This window comes from Paenibacillus lutrae, assembly GCF_009757775.1.
GTDB classification, from domain to species: Bacteria; Bacillota; Bacilli; order Paenibacillales; family NBRC-103111; genus Paenibacillus_F; species Paenibacillus_F lutrae.
Map to the genome: position 1 here is coordinate 136484 of NZ_RHLK01000012.1, position 19502 is coordinate 155985.

At 50.3% G+C, this 19502-nt stretch carries 17 protein-coding genes and 5 tRNA genes; 14 read left to right on the forward strand and 8 right to left on the reverse strand.

The window, feature by feature from the left end:
• Positions 1 to 21: 21 nt before the first annotated feature.
• A complete protein-coding gene (locus EDM21_RS18380) occupies positions 22 to 1854 on the reverse strand; it encodes an adenine deaminase (protein ID WP_157337880.1) in 1833 nt (610 codons plus the stop codon).
• A gap of 303 nt (positions 1855 to 2157) precedes the next feature.
• On the opposite strand from EDM21_RS18380, the gene EDM21_RS18385 reads away from it, so the two are divergent.
• The 6 genes from EDM21_RS18385 (at position 2158) to nagZ (ending at position 9822) form a co-directional block, all read left to right on the forward strand.
• Complete coding sequence (locus EDM21_RS18385; protein WP_157337882.1) at positions 2158 to 3624, forward strand: DUF4367 domain-containing protein; 1467 nt, start codon at positions 2158 to 2160, stop codon at positions 3622 to 3624.
• A 197-nt stretch (positions 3625 to 3821) separates the two neighbouring features.
• Positions 3822 to 5030 carry an alanine racemase gene (alr, locus tag EDM21_RS18390; RefSeq protein WP_166542086.1) on the forward strand — a complete coding sequence of 403 codons (1209 nt, stop codon included), beginning with the start codon at positions 3822 to 3824 and terminating at the stop codon, positions 5028 to 5030.
• Positions 5031 to 5237: 207 nt separating this feature from the next.
• A complete protein-coding gene (locus EDM21_RS18395; protein ID WP_036740450.1) occupies positions 5238 to 5519 on the forward strand; it encodes a CopG family ribbon-helix-helix protein in 282 nt (93 codons plus the stop codon).
• A 3-nt stretch (positions 5520 to 5522) separates the two neighbouring features.
• A complete protein-coding gene (locus EDM21_RS18400; RefSeq protein WP_009675190.1) occupies positions 5523 to 5873 on the forward strand; it encodes a type II toxin-antitoxin system PemK/MazF family toxin in 351 nt (116 codons plus the stop codon).
• A 179-nt stretch (positions 5874 to 6052) separates the two neighbouring features.
• Positions 6053 to 8290: a Tex family protein gene (locus EDM21_RS18405; RefSeq protein WP_157337884.1), complete on the forward strand. Its 2238-nt coding sequence runs from the start codon at positions 6053 to 6055 to the stop codon at positions 8288 to 8290.
• A 263-nt stretch (positions 8291 to 8553) separates the two neighbouring features.
• A complete protein-coding gene (nagZ, locus tag EDM21_RS18410; RefSeq protein ID WP_235918264.1) occupies positions 8554 to 9822 on the forward strand; it encodes a beta-N-acetylhexosaminidase in 1269 nt (422 codons plus the stop codon).
• Positions 9823 to 9902: 80 nt separating this feature from the next.
• Here the strand turns inward: nagZ and cmpA are convergent, their stop codons facing one another.
• Together cmpA and EDM21_RS18420 are read right to left on the reverse strand one after the other, a co-directional pair.
• Positions 9903 to 10049 carry a cortex morphogenetic protein CmpA gene (gene cmpA / locus EDM21_RS18415; RefSeq protein WP_156430991.1) on the reverse strand — a complete coding sequence of 49 codons (147 nt, stop codon included), beginning with the start codon at positions 10047 to 10049 and terminating at the stop codon, positions 9903 to 9905.
• 87 nt (positions 10050 to 10136) lie between these two features.
• Positions 10137 to 10502 carry a hydrolase/acyltransferase gene (locus EDM21_RS18420; protein WP_157337886.1) on the reverse strand — a complete coding sequence of 122 codons (366 nt, stop codon included), beginning with the start codon at positions 10500 to 10502 and terminating at the stop codon, positions 10137 to 10139.
• Between the two features lie 153 nt (positions 10503 to 10655).
• Here EDM21_RS18420 and EDM21_RS18425 point away from each other — a divergent pair, with 153 nt between their 5' ends.
• The 8 genes from EDM21_RS18425 to EDM21_RS18460 all read left to right on the forward strand — a co-directional run bounded on the left by EDM21_RS18425 (position 10656) and on the right by EDM21_RS18460 (position 14311).
• Complete coding sequence (locus tag EDM21_RS18425) at positions 10656 to 11129, forward strand: SprT family protein (protein WP_157337887.1); 474 nt, start codon at positions 10656 to 10658, stop codon at positions 11127 to 11129.
• A gap of 18 nt (positions 11130 to 11147) precedes the next feature.
• Positions 11148 to 11223: transfer RNA gene (locus EDM21_RS18430), tRNA-Asn, on the forward strand.
• 9 nt (positions 11224 to 11232) lie between these two features.
• A tRNA-Ser gene (locus EDM21_RS18435) sits at positions 11233 to 11324 on the forward strand.
• 163 nt (positions 11325 to 11487) lie between these two features.
• Positions 11488 to 11562 (forward strand) — tRNA-Glu (locus EDM21_RS18440).
• Between the two features lie 3 nt (positions 11563 to 11565).
• Positions 11566 to 11638 (forward strand) — tRNA-Lys (locus EDM21_RS18445).
• 17 nt (positions 11639 to 11655) lie between these two features.
• Positions 11656 to 11737 (forward strand) — tRNA-Leu (locus EDM21_RS18450).
• Positions 11738 to 12142: 405 nt separating this feature from the next.
• Positions 12143 to 13765, forward strand: coding sequence for a lipase family protein (locus tag EDM21_RS18455; RefSeq protein WP_157337889.1), 1623 nt, complete (start codon positions 12143 to 12145; stop codon positions 13763 to 13765).
• Positions 13766 to 13894: 129 nt separating this feature from the next.
• Positions 13895 to 14311, forward strand: coding sequence for a pyridoxamine 5'-phosphate oxidase family protein (locus EDM21_RS18460; protein WP_157337891.1), 417 nt, complete (start codon positions 13895 to 13897; stop codon positions 14309 to 14311).
• Between the two features lie 283 nt (positions 14312 to 14594).
• On the opposite strand, the gene EDM21_RS18465 is transcribed toward EDM21_RS18460, so the two are convergent.
• The 5 genes from EDM21_RS18465 to EDM21_RS18485 all read right to left on the reverse strand — a co-directional run bounded on the left by EDM21_RS18465 (position 14595) and on the right by EDM21_RS18485 (position 18772).
• The gene (locus tag EDM21_RS18465; RefSeq protein WP_157337893.1) at positions 14595 to 15224 is read right to left on the reverse strand and encodes an ABC transporter permease; all 630 of its coding nucleotides are present in this window, start codon (positions 15222 to 15224) and stop codon (positions 14595 to 14597) included.
• A gap of 36 nt (positions 15225 to 15260) precedes the next feature.
• Positions 15261 to 16160 (reverse strand): glycine betaine ABC transporter substrate-binding protein, encoded by a 900-nt coding sequence (locus EDM21_RS18470; protein ID WP_157337895.1) that lies wholly within the window; start codon positions 16158 to 16160, stop codon positions 15261 to 15263.
• An 89-nt stretch (positions 16161 to 16249) separates the two neighbouring features.
• A complete protein-coding gene (locus tag EDM21_RS18475) occupies positions 16250 to 16918 on the reverse strand; it encodes an ABC transporter permease (protein ID WP_157337897.1) in 669 nt (222 codons plus the stop codon).
• Complete coding sequence (locus EDM21_RS18480) at positions 16915 to 18138, reverse strand: ABC transporter ATP-binding protein (RefSeq protein ID WP_157337900.1); 1224 nt, start codon at positions 18136 to 18138, stop codon at positions 16915 to 16917. The genes EDM21_RS18475 and EDM21_RS18480 overlap by 4 nt, the downstream gene beginning before the upstream one ends.
• A 112-nt stretch (positions 18139 to 18250) precedes the next feature.
• The gene (locus tag EDM21_RS18485; protein ID WP_157337902.1) at positions 18251 to 18772 is read right to left on the reverse strand and encodes a DUF2179 domain-containing protein; all 522 of its coding nucleotides are present in this window, start codon (positions 18770 to 18772) and stop codon (positions 18251 to 18253) included.
• Between the last annotated feature and the right edge of the window lie 730 nt (positions 18773 to 19502).

Here is a 19502-nt window from a genome sequence, read left to right on the forward strand (position 1 = left end):
CTGAGAAAAGCTTATCCGCTCTTACTTTTCGTCTTCCACAAACAAAGGGACTTCTACGAAGCCCTGCTCTGTAATTTTGATCAATCCTTTGTCCGACAGGCGGAGCTCAGGAATAACAATGAGCGCGAGTAACGAAAGGGTCATGAAAGCATAGTTCATCGTGCACCCGGCCTTCACAAGCGCTTCGCTTACTGCGCGAGACTGCTCGGCAACCTCTTCGAACGGGGCGCTGGACATCAGTCCGGCGACAGGAAGAGGAAGCTTGACGATTTCGTCTTCCAGGACTACGGCAATACCGCCCTGCATGCCGGCTACTGCATTGCCGGCTTTGGCCATCAGCTCATCGGAATTACCGATGATCATCAGGTTGTGGCAATCGTGGGCAACAGTGGATGCAATGGCCACAGGCTTATTGAAGCCGACATTCGACACAAGGCCGAGCGCCTGATTGCCTGTTCCGGTATGGCGTTCAATGACCGCCATTTTACAGACATCTTTCGTGAGGTCGAGCTCGATACGGCCTTTGTCAATGCGAACCGTAACCCGTTCTTCTTTGGTATCGACGTGGTTCTCACGCACTTGCATGGCTCTGGCCGTCAGTTCACCGTATTGCACGGGTGCCTGGATGACGAAGTCATCTGCCTGCAAGTCGCGGGCCAGGTGAACCGAACGTATAGCCGTCTCGGGGTAATCGAACGCCGGCAGTTCCACCGTCATGCGGCCCTGCTCCGCTACCACTTGTCCGGCTGCAATGGTCATCCCTACATGGACATCCACGAGGCTTCCCTCAAGCAGAATAATATCCGCGAAGGAGCCTGGCGTAATACTACCCACATCACGAGCTACACCGAAGCGTTCTGCCGTATTTATCGTCGCCATCTGGAATGCCGTTACCGGGCGTACGCCTTGTGCAATGGCATGACGGACCACGAAATCCATATGGCCTTCGTCCACCAGAGATTCGGGACTGCGGTCATCGGTAACCAGCATCATACGACGGGTATCGATACCGTGCTCCGTATGGGCTTTGATCGATTCGGCCACATCATGCCAAGCGGAACCGCGTCTCATTTTAGCATACATGCCCAGACGGACGCGTTCAATGACATCCTGTGCATTAACGCTCTCGTGACATCCGGTAATTCCGCTGGCTGCATAAGCAGACAGTCTCCAATCGTCTACCGGCCATGTATAATGGCCATCTGCCACCCGGCCCGCACGCAAAGCGGCTTGAATTTCACCTATCATTTTCTCGTCACTGAACACGACTCCGGGGAAATTCATGACTTCGCCCAGCGCGATCATATCCGGCCCCCAAGTGAATGCTTCGGCTACTTCGTCCGGTCCAATCATGGCTCCGCTTGTTTCCAGCTCAGGACCCGTGGAAGGTACGCAGGAAGCGACCTGCATGTAAGCTGCCAGGGGCGTCGTTCTTGCTTCGTCCAGCATAAGCCGCAGACCCGGCAAACCGAGCACATTTGTAATTTCGTGGGCATCAAAGAATCCGCCTGTCGTTCCTTTGACTAGAACAGCTCTGGCGAATTGCGTCGGGGTAATCTGACTGCTCTCAATATGACAATGCCCATCGAGCAGGCCGGGCGCAGCATATTTGCCGGCTGCATCAATGACCCGGGTACCCGTGCCGATCATATGACTGGCGTCTTTACCGACAAAGGCGATGCGTGGTCCCTGTACCCCGATCGACATATCCGGGAGAATTTCGCCTGAAGTAACGTTGACGAGTCGGACATTTTGAATAACGAGCGTAGCTTTTTTATCGCCTCTCGCAGTCGCAATCAAATCGGGAACACAATCTGCAAGGTGAGGCCGGGAAAAGCGGTGAGATGTCTCCATTTTTCTGTAGTCTCCTTTGATGGTTGAGTAATGGACGATCTATGCCTTCTAGTATAGTTCAACCAATGGCTGTTCACAAAACCGTGCTCTAACTGTGGGCTAAACCAGTTCACACTTTAACAATCTGGCATAACTTTCAAGAAGGAAGATGAACGGAGAAGGGGCGGGGCGGGTAATGAATTGGGCGAGCTTGTCACAGCAAGATGAAATCAAGCCCCAGGCTCGTCAAACTAGTCCGCATAATTGGCCAAGTCCTCACATAGAGATGTATCAGTACATTTTTTAGGATGAGGGGATGATGATATGCGTCGGGTCACATGGATACTTGCCATCGTGATGAGTGCAGCATTGCTTCTAGCCGGTTGCGGGAAAAAGGATGCAGGAACAGTTGTGAAAGATTTGGATCATGTGATGGGCAAACTCGACAGCTATCAGGGAACGGGACGGATGGTTCTTCAGACGGGGCAGGAGCCGCAGGAATATCAGGTGGAAGTATGGTACCAGGAGCCGCATTATTACCGGATCTCACTGACCAATGAGAAAAAAGACATCACGCAGGTTGTCCTGCGTAACGATGATGGGGTGTTTGTCCTAACGCCTCATCTGCATAAAAGTTTCCGGTTCCAGAGTGACTGGCCAGAGAATCAGGGACAGGTCTACTTGTACCAATCCTTAGTGCAGAGCATTATGCTGGACAACGATCGTCAATTTACGAAGGACGGCAGTTCTTATGTGTTTGACGTGCTGGCGAATTATCCGAACAGCGGACAGATGGCGAGACAGAAAATTTGGCTCGATCAGAAAAGTCTGGCGCCTCAGAAGGTAGAAGTGGCCGACGCAAGCTCCAAAGTACTCGTTAAGCTCGATTTCACACAATTTGAGTTTGGTAAGAAACTGGAAAAAGACAATTTCGACATGCAGCGCAACATGACCAGCTGGGATTTGAAATCACTGGATAAAAACGCTCCGGTATCCGGAGAAGTAAGCAAGGACGCAGGCAGTGCGGCTGCTGCCGGCAAAGACGCGAGCGGTGCCGCTGCCACCGGCAGCAAAGAGCTGGGAGGCCAAGCCTCGACCGCTCCAGCTTCAGAAGCGGCTTCCGCTGACGGCAAGCAGCCGGCATCTGGCCCGTCCGCAGCGGACCCGCTGGCCGCCGGAGGCAAGCAGGCAGCCGCTGGAGAGGCGGCCGTGACGGGCGCAGCCGGCGGCACCGGCGCGAAGACCCCGGCTGCCGAATCCGGGCAGACCGGAGCAGACCTGACGCCGGCGGCTCCGGGAAGCGCAGCGGCGACGGGAGCCGCTGGCGGTAAAGCCGCGGCTGGGGACACCGCAGCAGCCGGCACCGCCGGCAGCGGCAAGACGGCAGCCGGGGGAGCTGCTCCCGCCGCCACGCTGCCCGGCGTGGATCAAAAGGCCCCCGGCAGCACTGCCGCAGGCTTCGGGCTGATTGAGCCGTCGTACCTGCCTAAAGGCGTGGCGCAGCAGGACATCAGCCAGATTACGCTGGGCGAGAACACCGCGATTATGGTCCGCTACAAGGGAACCTACAATTATACGCTGATCGAGACGGCCCCGCAGTCCCAGACCGTATCGATTCTCCCGGGTGATATCGTAGACCTCGGCTACACGCTTGGGGTCGTCACGGGAGACGAGAAGAAGACGCTCACCTGGACCTATGACGGCATTGAATTCCGCCTGTCCACAGGAGATCTCCCGCATGACGAGCTCGTCAAAGTCGCGCAATCCGTTGCGGAAGAAGCAGGCAAGTAAAGCCTGCAGCCCTGCCGTATGGGGAATATTGCCCGGAACAATTAATTGACTTCAACCTGCGGAGCCTTTAACATTAATTTATCGGTTGAGGCGGCAGCAAAGCCGTCCGAAATAGGGAAGGGAGACCTGTCTTTATGCAGGATCTCCCTTGTCCCATGTACAGCATTGGAGAAGGTGAACGTAAGGTGAACGTAGACGTGGATGCTTTTTATCGTCCGACATATGTGGAAATTTCGTTGGACGCGCTCCGCAGCAACATAGGGAATTTTCGGCGGATGCTGCCTGATTCTATGCACATTATGGCTGTGGTTAAGGCAGATGCCTATGGTCATGGAGCCGTAGAAGTGGCTCAAGTCGTGATGGAATGCGGAGCGACTTATCTCGCTGTTGCCTTCCTGGATGAGGCCATAGAACTGAGGAATGCGGGCATTACAGCCCCGATTCTTGTACTCGGCTATACGCCCGCGGGAGGAATAGGGCTTGCCCTTGAGCATGACATTACTTTAACGGTGTATACGAATGAGATGCTGGAAGCGGCAGAGGAATACGCAGCCGCACATAAGGAAACGAATCTGCGGCAGGACCTCCATATTCACATTAAAATTGACAGCGGCATGGGCCGGATCGGTCTTTTTGACGAAGGGGAAGCGGTTGCTTTTATTGAGAAAGCACTGAACACGCCCGGAATCCGTGTGGAAGGCCTGTTTACTCACTACGCCAAAGCAGATGAAGCTGACAAAGCCTATACCTATAAGCAATACGATAAATTCAGCAGAATTGTACACAAAGCTCTCGCTCTGGCTCCTGCGGGTATTCCCTTTATCCATTCAGGTAACAGCGCAACGGCTATTGACCTGCCGGACTACAGCTACAATATGGTGCGGCTCGGCATCAGCATGTACGGGCTTTATCCGTCAGAGGAAGTGGATAAGCAGCGTATTGAGCTGAAGCCGGTGCTTAGTCTCAAGACGGGTATTATCCACCATAAGACGCTTCCCGAAGGATCGGGAGTCAGTTACGGAGCCATCTACGAGACTCAAGGGGACGAACAGATTGCAACCTTGCCGGTCGGCTATGCGGACGGCTTTTCACGCCTGCTTAGCGGCAAAGCCGATGGGCTGGTCCGGGGCAGGCGCGTACCGGTCGTCGGCCGTATTTGTATGGATCAGTGTATGATTAACGTAACCGATGTGCCGGAAGCGAAGCTTGGCGATGAAGTCGTGCTCATTGGTTCACAGGGAGAAGAATGCATCACAGCCGATGAAATTGCAGAGAAGCTCGGCACGATTAATTATGAAGTAACCTGTATGATTTCCCACCGGGTGCCCCGCATTTATATCAGCGGAGGACAACGGGTGAAGGTGATCAATTCGCTGCAAAGGAGTCATTTCTCAAGAGGCGTTTAACGTGCTTAATAAATTAAAGCAGTTTTTCGTTGAACAAAAACAGGATTTTGCATCCCGCCTCGCGAATAGGTTACATGGAGAGTTTCACATAGCGTATGGCATAGGTGATATACCCAGCGCATATATTAATTTGTAGTATAATTTTGCTACCTCATCGACATAATGGTAGTAAAATGTTTTCGGATGTTTCTTGGGGGTGCTAAATCGGTGAATAATGCTCATAACACGAAGAGGATCATGATCAGTTTGCCAGACAACCTGCTTCAGGAAGTCGACGGCATTGTGGAGAAGGAGAACTCCAACCGAAGCGAGTTTATTCGCCAGGCCATGAAACTGTATTTGCTTGAACGCAAAAAGCGCAGCCTTCGCGAATCTATGCAAAAAGGCTACATGGAAATGGCCAAAATCAATTTAACGATAGCGGACGAAGCTTTTCAGGCGGAGGAAGAGGCGGACAATACGCTGGTACGCTTAGTAAGCGGGGTGTAAATTTTGATTGTTAAACGTGGCGATGTGTACTTCGCAGATCTTTCACCGGTTGTCGGGTCCGAGCAGGGCGGCGTTCGTCCGGTGCTGATTATCCAGAATGACATCGGCAATCGCTTCAGCCCTACGGTCATCGTCGCTGCAATTACGGCGCAGATTCAGAAAGCGAAGCTACCGACGCACGTAGAAATCGATGCAGAGACGCACGGTTTCGATCGGGATTCTGTCATTTTACTGGAACAAATCCGTACGATCGACAAACAGCGGCTGACCGACAAAATTACGCATTTGGACGAAGAATCGATGCGTAAAGTGGATGAAGCGCTGCAAGTCAGCGTGGGTCTGATTGATTTCTAGCCGAACAAACAAGCAGCATACAGCAGCGGTAGTAACCGTAGGTAGTAACCGTAATGGAAGAGGAGCGAGGGGCCGTTACTGCCCTCGTTTTTTCATTTATTCATAAGAACGTCGCAGGTTGGAAGTTAGCGCAGTCAGGTAGAGCTAATGAAGGTTACAAATGGCATGGAGGAATGACAATGGTAAAAACGGATGTACAAAATAGCCAAGAGACGCAGAACACGGCACCTAAAAGTTACGAACGCACGGAAGAAAAAGCGGCGAATACCGCAGTACGGATCGTGAAACAAATAGCAGGCGAGCTTCAGTTGAAGGCATCACAGGTTCAAACGACTGTCGGTTTGCTGGATGAAGGCAATACGATTCCATTCATCGCGCGTTACCGGAAAGAAATGACGGGTGAGCTCGACGAGAATTTCCTCCGCGATATTGAAGAACGCTTGAATTACTTGCGCAACCTGGAAGACCGCAAGCTTGAGGTGCTTCGACTGATCGACGAGCAGGATAAGCTTACAGAGGAACTGCAGAAGGCAATCGAAGCGGCAGCGAAGCTTCAGGAACTTGAGGATCTGTACCGTCCTTATCGTCAAAAACGCAAGACGCGCGCAAGTGTCGCTAAAGAAAAAGGGCTTGAGCCGCTCGCTAAATATTTGCTCAAGCAGCCGGGACAAGGTTCTCTGCAGGATGAAGCCCAGCGCTTTGTGAATGAAGAGAAGGGTGTGAACTCGGCTGACGAAGCTATTCAAGGTGCGATGGACATCGTAGCCGAACAGCTGGCGGATGATGCCAAAATCCGTGCCTGGGCGCGTAAATTTACACAGGACCACGCTATTTTACGTACAGAGGCTAAGAAGAAAGAAGAAGAGTCCGTTTACGAGATGTACTACAGCTACCAGGAGCCTCTCAAAAAAATGCCGCCGCACCGTACGCTTGCTATTAACCGCGGTGAACGCGAGGATGTGCTCAAGGTCGCACTGGACGTGCCCGCCGAGCGCATTCATGAATTCATCGGCAGACAGATCATTCAGGGGCCTTCTGTAACCCGGAATGTTCTTGAAGCGGCTGTAGAGGACGCTTATAAGCGCCTTATCGCGCCTTCCATCGAAAGGGATGTGCGCGGGGAGCTGACGGAACGGGCGGAGACACACGCGATTCAGATTTTCGCAGCGAATCTGCGCAATCTCCTGCTTCAGGCGCCCGTTAAGGGCGAGACCGTGCTTGGCGTCGATCCGGCGTACCGTACCGGCTGCAAGCTTGCCGTCGTCGACGACACGGGCAAAATGCTTGAGGTTACGGTGACCTATCCGACGCCGCCGAACAACAAAGTGGCCGAAGCGAAGGCTGCTTTCCGCCGCTTGATCGATACGTACGATGTCAGCCTGATCGTCATCGGCAACGGGACCGCTTCGCGCGAGACCGAGCAGTTCGTCGCGGATCTGATCAGCGAGCTGAAGTCGCGCAAGCTGAAGTACCTGATCGTGAACGAAGCGGGCGCAAGCGTGTACTCCGCATCTAAGCTGGCGCAGACGGAGTTCCCGGACCTGGATGTCGCTGAGCGCAGCGCCATCTCGATTGCGCGCCGCCTGCAGGACCCGTTGGCGGAGCTGGTGAAGATCGAGCCGAAGGCGATCGGCGTCGGCCAGTATCAGCACGACGTCTCGCAGAAGCATCTCGACGAGAGCCTCAAAGCCGTCGTCGAATCCGCGGTTAACCACGTCGGCGTCGACGTGAATACCGCATCGCCGTCGCTGCTCTCCTACGTCTCCGGCATTAACAGCACGATTGCGAAGAACATCGTGAAGTACCGCGAGGAGAACGGGAAGTTCGGCAGCCGCAAAGAGCTGCAGAAGGTTCCCCGCCTTGGCGCGAAGACCTACGAGCAGTGCATCGGTTTCCTCCGCGTGTCGGAAAGCGGCAACCCGCTCGACAACACGCCGATCCACCCCGAGTCTTACGATGTGGTGGACAAGCTGCTGGCCGAGCTGAAGCAAGAGCTCGCCGGGATCGGCTCCGCGCAGCTGAAGGATCTACTGCATCAGCAGGAGCCGGAAGAACTCGCGCCGAAACTGGGCATCGGCATACCGACGCTGCGCGATATTCTGGACAGCCTCCAGCGTCCGGGCCGTGATCCGCGGGAAGAGCTGGGCACGCCGATTTTCCGCACCGACGTGCTGCAGATTGAAGATCTGAAGCCGGGGATGGAGCTGCAGGGAACGGTGCGCAACGTCATCGACTTCGGGGCATTCGTCGATATCGGAATCAAAAGCGACGGGCTTGTTCATATTTCGCAGCTGAGCGACCGTTTCGTTAAGCATCCGATGGATGTTGTATCGGTAGGAGATCATGTTACGGTCTGGGTTCTTAATGTGGATGTGAAGAAAGGCCGGGTCGGTTTGACCATGAAACAGCCTCAATAAGCTTATTTTTAGTGAATGTAGGGATGAAGACCTCAAGGATCTTGCAGATGACTTGAGGTCTTTTTGTTACATGGAAGGAATTTTACGGCTTAGAGAATAACACTTCGTGAATATGGCAAAACCAGAAACGGAAGACGTCCCGCAGTATACGCTGCGAGGCGGCTCTTTTGCCGGCTAATCAGTTTTTATAGATTCATTAATGTCTTGCAGGCAAGGGGACCCGCCAATCTGAGGGCGTTTCCATTGGAGCGGAGGGAATACATATGAATGATTCACGAGTATGCAGCGGAGGAAGAGTTCTCCTGATGTTCATCCTGCTCATGACAGCTACAAGCTGTGGTTTCTTGAGCAAGGCGCCTGAGGGCAGCAGCACTCCTGTGCCGGTCAGAAGTTCGGAACCGCAGCAGACGCCGGTGCCTACCGCAGAAGATCCGCTCAAAGAGATGATGGCGGATATGACGATTGAGCAGAAGATTGGCCAGCTTGTCATCAGCGGCGTAGATGGCGTACAGATGGATGAGCACGCACGCGAGCTGATTGATACGTACCGGGTGGGCGGTTTTATTTTGTTCAAACCGAATATTGCGAGTGTTGGCCAGACGGTTACGTTCCTCAATTCTCTTAAAGCTGCTAATGCAGAAGCAGGAGGCAAAACCCCTCTTTTTCTCAGTGTCGATGAAGAGGGCGGACGTGTAAGCCGAATGCCGGATAGTTTTGCCGATGTTCCTGCTATGCAGGTGGTGGGCAAATCGAAGGATAACCGTATGGCAGCAGACGTAGGAAATGTGCTTGCCAAAGAAATCAGCGCCCTCGGATTTAATTTGAACTATGCACCGGTGCTTGATATAAACAGCAACCCGGATAATCCGGTTATCGGGAACCGTTCCTACGGAACTACACCGGAACTAGTCGGGAATATGGGTGTCGAAACGATGAAAGGACTCGCCTCTCAGAAAATCATTCCGGTGGTCAAGCATTTCCCGGGACATGGCGATACATCGGTTGATTCACACATCGGCCTGCCGGTGGTGAACTACGATTTAGAACGATTGCGTTCTTTCGAACTGGCTCCGTTTGCCCAAGCCTTTAAGTCCGGCGCCGATGCGGCGATGGTTGCACACATTCTGCTTCCGAAGCTGGACAAGACTTACCCGGCTTCTCTGTCTCCGGCTGTTGTCAGCGGTTTGCTCCGCAAGGAAATGAATTTTGGCGGTGTTATTTTTACCGATGATTTAACGATGGGGGCCATTATGAAGAATTACGGGATCGGAGAGGCTGCTGTGCAATCGGTACTGGCCGGTACAGATGTCATGCTGGTGTGCCATGAATACGGGAATACGATACAAGTTATTGAAGCGCTGAGAGAAGCCGTTCAGAAGGGTAAACTATCTGAGAAGCGTATAGACGAAAGTGTATACCGCATCCTTAAGCTCAAATACAAGTATACGCTCAGCGATACGGAAACAAAGGCACCGGATGTGCAGAAGCTGAATACCGAGATTAGGGAGGCGCTGGATAAGTATAAACGCTAGCTGCCTGGATGAACGGCAAGCACAAGACTCCGCTTGGAGACATCAACTTAAAAAAGCAGGTAAACCCGCATAGCGCGGGTTTACCTGCTTTTTTCAAATGATCCCGAAAGCTCTGCGGGGGATCTTCGTGTCCGGTAAAAAAACCAGCTGTCGTTAAGCAGACGAATCTGCCGAGGGTTCTTGTTCTGAAACGCTCGCATCAGCTGATTACAAAGCCATTGCGGCATAAAGCCATCCCCTTCCTGCCTGACTACTTACATCATATGGGGCGCAAGCCCGCAGTGTGCAGGTCCGGTTCGTTTTTATGCGGCCGGCTATACGTTTTCTTCTTCGTATTCCTCGTACCACTGTTCCAGTTGGGCCTGAAGCGCGCGGATTTCCGTAAGAAGAGAAATAAGGGGATATGCGGATTCCTTAATCGCCGCGAAGGTCGTCTCGAGCTTATTGATGTAATCCAGTCCGCCGGTAACCGTATAGGAAGTGCTGACGAGCTCCAGATTGTCGCATTCCGCGATTACAGATGGAAGTGCCGGCACATTATGCGCGGTCAGCTTTTCAATTTCTTTGTGGAGGCGGCGGTTCAGGGCAGTCAGCTGGTACATATGCGTACCGGGCATTTCGACAAACTCAAGCGTGTCATTCAGCTTCAAAACAGCATATCTCATAGCGCTATTCGACATGGCGGTGGTGCTCCTCTCTTGCATTCACGTTCTCGTTTACTACTTGACAGTATAGCGGTACATTAGGTACAAATTCAAGAGAGACTTATCTGTAAATGCGGCATCTTATCATTCATACCAACCCGTGAAAGGGGAGAGAGGAGACGGACATAGATGGACGATCAACTGCTGCAGCAGTGGGTAGAACAGATTTCTATGCAGTCGTTCGGCTGGCCCTTTCTGCACCGGGCGAGGTTTAATAAGCGTCTGCGCGCTACCGGCGGACGATATTTTACGAAATCTCATGATATTGAAATCAGCTGGCACCAATGGGTAAACTACGGGCGGGACGACGTGGAGAAGATCATCAAGCACGAGTTGTGTCACTATCATCTGCATCTTCAGAAAAGAGGCTTTCAGCACAGGGATGCCGATTTTAAAACTCTCCTCAAGCGTGTAGGCGGGACCAGATTCTGCCGGGCTTTGCCTCAGACCAGGAAGCCCATCCCTTACCGGTACAGGCTCGAATGTATGAATTGCAAGACGGAATATTACAGGAAAAGGAAGGTCGATGTGCGCAAATATTTTTGCGGAAAATGCAGAGGAAAATTAATGAGTTATACGCTTGACATTACAAAAGGTTCATGATAAATTAGTTATTGTCCTTCCCTGATAGCTCAGTTGGTAGAGCACTCGACTGTTAATCGAGTTGTCACAGGTTCGAGTCCTGTTCGGGGAGCCATATTTTTTTGGAGAGATACCCAAGTGGCTATAAGGGGACCCTCTGCTAAGGGGTTAGACTGCGTAAGTGGTGCGAGGGTTCGAATCCCTCTCTCTCCGCCATTAATTTAGCACTTAACAAAGCTGCTCTCCGGAGCAGCTTTTTTAGTTTTTTTATGTCGTTAATGGTCCAGAAATTAATTTAATTTTGTGCTTGTCAATTTAGAAAGCTTACGCTATAATAACAAATGTCGTCAAAACGACACCTCATTTTATAGTTCGACAAGGCCCGTTGGTCAAGGGGTTAAGACACCTCCCTTTCACGGAGGTAACAGGGGTTCGAATCCCCTACGGGTCACCATGAGAGCCATTAGCTCAGTTGGTAGAGCACCTGACTTTTAATCAGGGTGTCGAAGGTTCGAGTCCTTCATGGCTCACTTTTATAGTGTCATATGCGGTCGTGGTGGAACGGCAGACACGCTATCTTGAGGGGGTAGTGCCCAATGGGCGTGAGGGTTCAAATCCCTCCGACCGCATCAGAACGAAGAGATCCTTACAAATATGTAGGGGTCTTTTTGTTATATCTTTATTTGACAAAGAGACTGTAATTAGCTGCTTATGGTCGACAGCAGCATACTATAGCTGCGGGGTGTCAGCTGCCTATTATTTCCCGAGAAATATCGAAAGGTAGGAAAGTGTTTTAAATTGAATGGATTTCATGTCGAGAGAAGACACCTACTAATTAGTATGCATTCGACACCTGCAGATTTAAGACAAACCTGGAATTAGAATTAGAATTGGGAAATAGGAAGAGAGTACAGAAATCTGAATTGTAAACGAATCAATAATTATCCAAATTTTAACACGAAAATTATACCCTTTTATTGGAATATCCCCTATGATGATAGAGAAAGACAACCCCATCATAAGGAGGTTTTATAATGGTTCAGCACGTCCGGTTTCGAGTGGTATCCGCTATTAGCTTGGTAACAGCTCTGCTCTGCTCCTCAGTGGTGAACGCGGCAGCGCCTGCTCCGGTTCTTCATAATGACAACCCGAGCGCAAATTTTGGAGATTGGTATACGGGGGCTGTGCCTCCTCAAGCTTCAAGCGCCAAGCCGGTCATTTTATTTGTCCAAGGCCTGCATTCCAATTACACAACCTGGACCAAGACAGACTCCTATTATGATGCCGCCTACAATGCGGGTTACCGGACAGCTTTTGTCCAGTTGAAAGACTCGGACGGAACAGGCGGGAACATGTGGACTAACGGACCTAAGCTGGCAGAAGTAATCAAGAAGGTCGCGGCTTATTACGGGGTGCCCAAAATTAACATCATCGCGCACTCCAAAGGAGGCATCGACACGCAGACGGCGCTGGTTCATTATGGCGCGGCTCCATACGTGAATGTAGTTCATCAGCTTTCGACACCTAACAAAGGATCTGAAGTGGCGGATATGGCCTACAGCAACTGGACAAGCTGGCTCGCTGAGCTTCTGGATAAGAAAGATGAGGCGGTGTATTCCTTACAGACTTCCTATATGGCTGCTTATCGTTCCCAGACGGACAGCCGACCGGAAAATGCATTGACCAAAACGTATATGTCCGGAGGAGAGGGAGATGACGGCTGGTTTTCTTCGACTTGGTTTGCGCATGCTGTCCTCCCCGATGAAGATGACGGGCTGGTAAGCGTTGCCTCGGCAATGGGACTGCCGTACGGAATCCCGAATTTCACCAAGAATATCTCACACAGTGAGATGAGAAATGCCTCGCAGACCTGGAATCTGGTGAAGCCGAAGCTGGCACTGGGGGCCGCCTCTGCATCTGTGGCATCCGGATCTGCCTCGGCTTCTGAGAATTTGCTGGCTAGACCGGGCGTGGCAGAGGAGAATACTTCTTTCATCCTGCGTGGCGGTCCGCTTCAAGGCCAGCGTGTAACTGAGACGTTCCCGCTTGAAAGCGGACTTACCAATCTGGTCATGGATGTGCTGACAGCTTCCGAGCAAACCAAGGTTACACTGATCAGTCCGGCAGGAGTCCGGCATGATCTTCAACCGGGTAAGCCTGAAGGTGACGAAGAAGTTCTGTTCGCAGGGGCTGTTCATCATAATTTTTCGTTAGAGCGGCCGGAGAAAGGCGAATGGAAGCTCGAGATGTCCGGAAGCGGAGATGCCTATTTTATGCTTGCCCGTCCTGAAGGGAAGATCAAGGGACAGCTTAAATCACCCCGTAAGCTTTTCCGAAAAGGCGAAAGTGCCAGTGTCTCCGTAGGTTTTAATGGAGTTAAGAAGTGGGATGCAGGAAGCGGAACAAGAGGCAGTACGAACAAAGCGACACTGACTAGAGCGGAGAAGGCGAATGCCGCCCATACTATTCAGAAAATGAATGAACTAAACGTAGATGCGGTTAACGGTGATGTGCAGGTCAACTTCCAGGTGCCGACGGAGCCGGGGGTTTATAACCTTTCATTCGACATTAGCGGTTTGAACGAGCGTGATGAGCCTGTTACGCGCTCGGTCAATTATAACTTTGCGGTGACGGATGTGAGCGGTAAATTGGACTAGTTCTTTTTATTCATTATTTCTCCAAAAGATCCTCTGGCTTGGATGCTTATCCGCGGTTTCGTTTGGCATTCCCTCCTTTCGGGTATTCTATATAAGTAGACGTGTTGAATTGAAAGGAGCTGTTTAGGAATGTCGAATCAAGAACTGGGAAAGAAAATCGAAGCTGTTTTGGATCAAAATGAGGTATGTTCGTTCGCTACCGTAGATAACGGCAAACCGCGTGTGCGTTATATGGCCTTGTTTCACGAAGGATTGACGATCTACTTGGCGACTAACCGCAAAACAGATAAGGTTGATGAACTGAAGGACAACCCTAATGTACATATCCTTGTCGGATTTGACGGTAAACCATCCAAGGAGATCCTCCAGATTGAGGCGCAAGCGACGGTCAGCAGTAATGACAGTTTGAAGGAAAAAGTGTGGCGGGATGATCTCAAAGACTGGTTTGAAGGTCCTCATGACCCGAATTATGTGATTCTTGAGATCAAACCTATCCAGATCGAATATATACAAGGATATGACGATCCGCAGATTTGGCAGGCTTAACGCCAGAAATCTTTTGACGGGTTCATCACCTTTGCATACAACGATAAATGCCGAATGTTCCTGTTACAGGACATTCGGCACTTTGTATGCGTGGAAATCTGCTTATACATATACACTTTGCAGATGGAGATGCTCATCAGCCGTTTCAGTGCCGCAATGCGCCCCGGAATTCGCATTCGGTGCCCAGCGACCAACCCTTACTTGCTCAGATATCTCCTGAAAAGATAAAAAGGCAAAGTTCCCTACAATGGGGTGACTTTGCCTTTTTATCGTCCTGCGCGAATTACCGGCTCAGATTCATTCTCTTCTGTGCCCAGCCCAGCAGGAAGTCCGTCAGCAGCGCGAGCAGTGCAGCGGGAATAGCGCCCGCATAGAGCCGGGCCGGATTATCCATGTTGATGCCGGAATAAATCTCCCGGCCGAGCCCGCCGCCGCCGATTAGCGGGGCAATGGTCGCGACGCCGATCGCAATGACGGCCGCGACTCTCACACCGGTTGCGATGAACGGCAGCGATAACGGCAGCTGTACTTTCAGCAGCAGCTGCAGCGGGCTCATGCCTACCCCACGTCCCGCCTCCGAAATGGCGGGGTTGACCTGAGTCAGCCCGACATAAGTGTTGCGGATGATCGGCATCAGCGAGTAGAGGAAGAGTCCGACTACTACTGTCGTGAACCCGAGGCCGAATACAATCATCAGCAGGACAAGCAGGGCGAGGCTGGGGAATACCTGTACGACGTTCGCTGAGGTCAGGATGACCGATCCCAGCCGCCGGTTGCGTGCCGCCAGCACGCCTAGCGGTACTCCCACCACAAGTGCCATTAGAATGCCCAGTGCGACCATGACGATATGATCATAGGTTAGTCCGAGAAGATCGACCCAGTTTTCGCCTAAATATTCAAAGAAAAGCTGCATATGCATATCCCCTTAACAATGACTTCCGAACCACGGTTATTTCAGCAGCCCGACCTTTTTTAAGTAATCTTCAGCTACTTTTTTCTCATTACGCTTCTTTACATCGACCTCATAATTGAGATCAATCATCGTTTTTGCATCAATTTTTCCGATTAACAGTTCCATAATTTCATTTAATTCGGGATGTTTGGCCAACAGTTCTTTTTTGACTACCGGAGATCCGTCATAAGGCGGGAAGAATTGTTTATCGTCCTCCAGTGTAACGAGATCGTACTCCTTGAGTCTTGCATCCGTCGAATAGGCGAGAACAATATCAACTTCTTTGCTGGCAACCGCGCTATAGACGAGAGCGACTTCCATAGGAAGCGTCGTTCCGAATTTAAGGTCATAATGCTTGGCAAAAGCCTTGTAGCCATCGCTTTCTCTTTCCAGCCAGGTCGTGTCTACTCCGAGTTTGATAGTTCCTGCGTCATTCTTCAGATCCGAGATTTTCTTCCATCCCTTTTCATCTGCCAGTTCTTTGCGCACCGTAAAAGCATATGTGTTTTCAAATCCATAAGGATCAAACCATTTGAAATTGAAATATTTATCAAATCCTGCTTGAGCATCGGCTAGAAACTCATCCCGTGAACGCACTTTTTCTTCAAGCGGAAAATGTTCATTGAGCAGCTCGCCTGTATACAGCGTCGCTATTTGAATATCGTCTTTCTTCATCGCATCAATAATGACAGCACTGGAAGCCAAATCGGGTAAGACATCCACCTTCAGATCCGTGCGGTCTTCGATCAATAATCTGTACATTTGGGCGATGATTTTCGGCTCGGAGTAGGTCTGTGTTCCAATCAGAATCGTATCTCCTTTGCCGCACCCGCTCGCGGATACAACGACTGAAGCAAGCAGGAGGGTTCCGAGTATGCGTCTTCTCACACGTTTCATGCATAATCCCCTTTACTGAATTCCCAAGTATCTAGTAGTTTCTATAGTGATTCACCTGGAAATTTATTTCTGTTAGTGCGTTTTCTACATCACGCTGGCTTTACTCCGGGAGATTTCACGCGGGCTGTCAGCCATTTTTCGATTACTCCGAGCAGGAAATCAGCAATCAGAGCCAGAATGACGGCTAGAATAGCGCCCGTGAAAATCAATTCCTTCTTGTTAACGCCCATTCCGGCTACGATTAATTGACCCAAACCGCCTGCGCCGATTAAAGTAGCCAGGGTGGCCCAACTGATAATATATACAGTCGTTACACGAATGCCGGACATAATGTACGGGAGAGAGAGTGGAAGCTGGATGTTCACCAGCCGCTGTATTCTGCTGTAACCCATTCCTCGGGCCGCTTCGAGTAAACTCGGGTTCACCGATTGGAAACCGGTAAAAGTGTTGCGCATAATCGGCATTAACGAATAGAGGAACAAGGCGATGATCGCCGGTTTCATGCCGACACCGATTAAAGGAATGAGGATGGCCAAGAGCGCCAGACTCGGAATGGTTTGGAGTAAATTAGATAAAGCAAACACAATCGAATTCACAAATTTTATACGGTTTCCTGCCAGGATTATCCCTATCGGTATCGCAACCAGACAGCCAAGTGCCACCGATACGAAAGAAATAATGAGGTGCTCACGAAATGCAACGAGGATATCCGGCATACGGTCGGTGAGAAATTGTACATAATCGCTTAGAAAATTCATTTCGCACCTCCGCCGCTGCTGACTGGAACCTCCGGCCCGCCGTCCGCGGAAGAATCAAGTTCCAGTTCAGTAACAGGAGGGGATTCTTCTTCATCAGGCGTATACACCTCGGCAAGATGACGTACAACGCTGCCTTTAGTCACAAGCCCGGCGAATTTACCGTCCTCGCGAACTACCGGAATATAAGGAAGGTTGTGCTCGTTCATCATCTGAATTGCAATGGACAAAGAAGTGCCAGCCAGCACCGTGTGCAGAAACGGCTTCGTAACGTCCGCAAGCGTCATATTTTCTTGCCGGTATTTGTTTAGAACCTGGAAAATAGACGCGGCACCGATTAAACGGTTTTGCCGGTCTACAATTAAAAGCGAATCAACGCGGTTCTTCTCCATGATTTTGATAGCTTCGGCTAGTCCGCGTGTAGGGTAGGCCGTAACCGGGTGCTCCGCCATTACTTCATCTACCGTCGGGATTTCATCTAATCCCCCGGACCCGTGAAGACGCTGTTTGCCGACAAAGGTTTTGACGAATTCATTGGCCGGATAACGGAGAATATGCTCGGGACGTCCATGTTGGACAACTTCGCCGTCTTTCATCAGGACAATGTTATCGGCGATTTTAATGGCTTCGTCCATATCATGGGTCACGAAAATAATTGTCTTTTTCAGCTCCTGCTGCAGCCGGATTAATTCATCCTGAAGCTGTTCGCGGGATATCGGATCAAGTGCGCTGAAGGGCTCATCCATCAGTATGATATCCGGCTCGGCGGCGAAGGCGCGGATGACGCCGATTCTCTGCTGCTGTCCGCCGCTAAGTTCGGAAGGATAGCGGTTGCGGTAAGTTTCGGGATTCAACGAGACCAGATCCAGAAGTTCGTTCACCCGTTTATCAATGCGTTCCTGATCCCACTTGAGAAGTTTAGGTACGACGGCTACATTACGTGCAATCGTCATATGGGGAAACAAACCGATGTTTTGTATCACATAACCTATGTTGCGTCGTAGTTCGACAGGGTCTTCTTGGGAGATATCCTTTCCCTTAATGGTAACTTTGCCTTCTGAGGGATTGATGAGCCGGTTAATGAGCTTCATAGTCGTCGATTTGCCGCAGCCGCTGGGACCAATCAAGACATGCAGTTCTCCCTGGGCAAACTCGAGATTCAAATTTTTAAGCGCGACGAATCCGTCGTCATATCTTTTGCTGACACCTTCTAAGCGAATCATTATATGCAGAACCCCTTTTCTGTAAAATACATGAAATATTCGTATGGCTCTTTATGTAACACCTTAAGTAAACAAGATTGCTTTCTATTGAAACATACAATAAAATCCAATATTAAGGATTCATGCGACGAGTCCAGAAGCCGCCTTTGAAGAAACGGGGTTCATAAGAAATCACAAAAGCTTTTGGAGCATGCTCCTGAAGGATAAGAAGCAGTTTTTTCTCCAGAGAGCGTTTGGCCAGAACCTGCATAACAAGGCGCGGTCCGTCTTTGCCCTCGGCAACCCAGTGGGTAACACCGTAGCCTTTGGCTCTAAGAGTGTCCGGCAGTTTCGTTTCTGTATAGTCCACCACTATCTGCAAGGTGGTGTAGCCGAGGGCGAGCCAGCCTTCAATACGAATGCCGAGCCATACGCCCGCACCCCAACCGAGACAGTAAGCGATGATGTTCAGCGGATCGTCGATATTACTCAGCACAATATTGAGGCCCATCAAATAAATAAAGATTTCAACCGTACTGATCACCGTAGCAAGTACTTTTCTTGCTTTCATGACAAGGATCATGCGGATTGTTGATAAAGATACATAGGCGATATTGATAACGATAATAGTTAGGACAGTTTGGGCGCTGATCAAGGTTGTAGACTCCCTTCTATGGTGGTCTTGCGCTTAAGTATCCCTTGTATTACCCAATCTCTGAGTAATCGAATTTATGCCTGCTGTCTTTTTGCCTTACTATATAGAAGGCTTATAAATAATACAGATATGGGAGCGATCCAATCCGAATGATCGAGGTATGCAATTTAATAACGTTTTATGTTTAACATTGCTGAAAAGAGACCAAACTATTCAAAGCTTAACTAAAGTGAAGACTGCTGAGACATCGTGTGAAAATATTCCTGTTGATTGTAAGAGACCAGCATGATATATTAAATTTCTGCCCGTTGAGAGGCAGTGAAAAAAAGTGCTTGTAAGCTTACAACTTATGTGATATATTAGTTTTCGGCCGTTAGAAATAACAGCCATGACAAGTTCATGTGAGATTACTTACAAAAATAATGTTAGAAATAATACTTGCAATGATCGAATGCATGTGTTAGAATGAAATTCCGGCCGAGAGAAACGCCGGTACAAACGAGTAACGCGCAAGAGATTGTCCTTTGAAAACTGAACAACGAGTGATTGAAACGTCTTGAGCAATCAGGACGCTAAACAGAGAAGAAATTCTCGTCAGCATTGAATTTTTGAGCTATTCAGCTTGAGATAAACGTCGGCTTCGGTCGACACCCTTATCGGAGAGTTTGATCCTGGCTCAGGACGAACGCTGGCGGCGTGCCTAATACATGCAAGTCGAGCGGAATCGATG

Coding starts and splice junctions, on each gene's coding strand:
- EDM21_RS18480 (WP_157337900.1), bottom strand. CDS start 18,138: ATGATTCGCTTAGAAGGTGTCAGCAAAAGATATGACGACGGATTCGTC.
- nagZ (WP_235918264.1), top strand. CDS start 8,554: ATGAATGATTCACGAGTATGCAGCGGAGGAAGAGTTCTCCTGATGTTC.
- EDM21_RS18380 (WP_157337880.1), bottom strand. CDS start 1,854: ATGGAGACATCTCACCGCTTTTCCCGGCCTCACCTTGCAGATTGTGTT.
- EDM21_RS18385 (WP_157337882.1), top strand. CDS start 2,158: ATGCGTCGGGTCACATGGATACTTGCCATCGTGATGAGTGCAGCATTG.
- cmpA (WP_156430991.1), bottom strand. CDS start 10,049: ATGCCGCAATGGCTTTGTAATCAGCTGATGCGAGCGTTTCAGAACAAG.
- EDM21_RS18405 (WP_157337884.1), top strand. CDS start 6,053: ATGGTAAAAACGGATGTACAAAATAGCCAAGAGACGCAGAACACGGCA.
- EDM21_RS18420 (WP_157337886.1), bottom strand. CDS start 10,502: ATGTCGAATAGCGCTATGAGATATGCTGTTTTGAAGCTGAATGACACG.
- EDM21_RS18425 (WP_157337887.1), top strand. CDS start 10,656: ATGGACGATCAACTGCTGCAGCAGTGGGTAGAACAGATTTCTATGCAG.
- EDM21_RS18455 (WP_157337889.1), top strand. CDS start 12,143: ATGGTTCAGCACGTCCGGTTTCGAGTGGTATCCGCTATTAGCTTGGTA.
- EDM21_RS18465 (WP_157337893.1), bottom strand. CDS start 15,224: ATGCAGCTTTTCTTTGAATATTTAGGCGAAAACTGGGTCGATCTTCTC.
- EDM21_RS18475 (WP_157337897.1), bottom strand. CDS start 16,918: ATGAATTTTCTAAGCGATTATGTACAATTTCTCACCGACCGTATGCCG.
- EDM21_RS18470 (WP_157337895.1), bottom strand. CDS start 16,160: ATGAAACGTGTGAGAAGACGCATACTCGGAACCCTCCTGCTTGCTTCA.
- EDM21_RS18460 (WP_157337891.1), top strand. CDS start 13,895: ATGTCGAATCAAGAACTGGGAAAGAAAATCGAAGCTGTTTTGGATCAA.